The sequence below is a fragment of the Salinivibrio proteolyticus genome (assembly GCF_001996165.1).
Lineage (GTDB): Bacteria > Pseudomonadota > Gammaproteobacteria > Enterobacterales > Vibrionaceae > Salinivibrio > Salinivibrio proteolyticus.
Genome location: NZ_MUFP01000045.1, coordinates 1 through 1,664 on the forward strand (window position 1 = coordinate 1; position 1,664 = coordinate 1,664).

The window sequence follows — 1,664 nt, forward strand, 5'->3', positions numbered from 1 at the left end:
TCAAAAATGGCAAAAGAAACTTTCTTACTAAGTTTGCCACTTATTTTATTGTACTTTCAGAATATATTTTTTGCGTACATAGATAGAATACTACTTCAATACTATTTTGATAGCTCTATTGTAGGTGTATACACACTGGGGTATATTCTAGGGCAAGCGATATCGACAGTATATAGCGCCGTATCTCAGGCTGTTTTACCAAAAGTATACGATGACTTTAAAGATAACTATCAAGAAGGTATCTCTAGCTTTGAGGTTTTTTCTTATAAATACTATGCAGTTCTTTTGATTCTGACTTTTGTTGTTTCACTACTCAGCCCAGTCATATTAAAAATAGTCTCAAATGAAAACTATTATGAAGCTCATAAAGTAATGCCATTTATATTAGGTGGTTTTATGATGGCGGGCTTGTATAAAGTTCCAGCAATGGTGCTATCATTTCATAAAGTTGTCTGGGTCTATCCATTAGTATCAATGTGTTCTTTTGGCTTTAAAATATTACTAAGTTGGTATTTTATTCCTACAGATGGCATGTTAGGCGCTGCATTCTCTACATTTGTAGGGTTGTTTTTATACTCAGTTATATTACAAATTATTTGTGTGAGGCATTTTAATAAAAAATATGCGATCGTTGTTTTTGGGGGGTACATGTTAATTTTAATGATTGCTACTTTAGCTTTTTCGACGGGTGTTTCTAGTATATATTAACGAAAACTTAACGTTTTATATAGGCGAAAAATGAAATGTTAGAAAAAGTGTTGAACTATTGATTTAGGAAATCATACTTTTAGTAGTCCATTTACTTTCGAATTATATGATTCAGTTAAGTCATCACACTACAAAGTTATGTATAGCATCTCTTTTTAGTGTTGAATGTTTACTTTATCATTCGATGGYAATTAAACCAGTAGTCTATCATATCGATAGATTATTTATCTGACTAAATAATTGAATAAAAAAAGATGAGATAATGTGTGGAATAACAGGGTTCTTTTCATATAAGAATAAGTGTAGCACGACCGACTTTTATAATGCGCATCGTAAGATAGCTCACAGAGGTCCGGATGATGAGGGATTCATCTACAGAGATAGTAATGGGGGATTGGAAAATATTATTGGTTGCGACACTATATCAGAATTACGTAATAGAGATCTTATTACCAATAAAAGCCCATCATCGCTAATTATAGGACATCGTAGGCTCAGCATTCTTGATTTAACATCTCAAGGACATCAGCCCTTTTCATATGTAGATCTCCACTTAACCTACAATGGTGAAATATTTAACTATGTTGAGTTGAGAGACGAGCTAATTTCCGTCGGTTATACGTTTGAGACACAGACTGATACTGAAGTCTTTCTTAAATCCTATCATTACTGGGGGGAGGATGCTTTCAATAAATTCAATGGTATGTGGGCTGCTGCGATCTATGATTCATCTAAGGATTGTTTATTATTAACTCGAGATAGATTTGGAATTAAGCCTTTATATTATTCATTTATAGATAGTAATTTTATCTTTGGAAGTGAGATAAAATTTGTCTCTTCGTTTATGGATAAATTATATCCAAATGAGCAGATGGTATATGATTATATTGAACATGGTTACATCTCACATACAAGTGATACCTTCTTTGCTGGAATCCATCAGATCAACCCAGGAA

At 32.7% G+C, this 1,664-nt stretch carries 2 protein-coding genes; both read left to right on the top strand.

Features of this window, described 5'->3' with window-relative positions:
- A partial coding sequence (locus BZJ19_RS16880; protein ID WP_157891214.1) for a lipopolysaccharide biosynthesis protein occupies nucleotides 1-708 on the top strand: 708 nt, incomplete at its 5' end.
- A gap of 262 nt (nucleotides 709-970) precedes the next feature.
- Nucleotides 971-1,664, top strand: a 694-nt coding sequence (locus tag BZJ19_RS16885) for an asparagine synthetase B family protein (protein ID WP_420876446.1), incomplete at its 3' end; no start/stop codon positions are given.